Annotated in this window: 1 pseudogene; it reads left to right on the top strand. The window is 58.4% G+C overall.

The features are described from left to right. Positions 1-293, top strand: a pseudogene (locus EOD29_RS31230) (hypothetical protein); the annotation flags it as partial.

Here is a 293-nt window from a genome sequence, read left to right as displayed (position 1 = left end):
CCATGGCTATTGCCGAGGCCCGCTACGACCGCTACAGCATTTTCGGCGACATCATATACACCAAAATTTCCGGCTCAGCAGGTACGCCCAGAGGGTTCATTGCCTCCGACGTAGAAGTTTCGACGGAGACATTCGCAGGCTTGCTCGGCGTCGGCTACTCGGTCATCGATGACAACACCTCGCGACTTGATGTCGTCGGAGCGGCGAGGGTCTGGTCTGTCGACACCGATATTTCGTTCAGCGGTGGCGTTCTGGATGGGGTGACGCGAAGCGATGGCGAGACATGGGTGGAC

Origin of the sequence: Mesorhizobium sp. M1A.T.Ca.IN.004.03.1.1 (genome assembly GCF_003997555.1) — a bacterium.
Classification (GTDB): domain Bacteria; phylum Pseudomonadota; class Alphaproteobacteria; order Rhizobiales; family Rhizobiaceae; genus Mesorhizobium.
The sequence above is the reverse complement of the archived record's forward strand: the minus strand, read 5'-3'. Positions and strand labels throughout refer to the sequence as shown.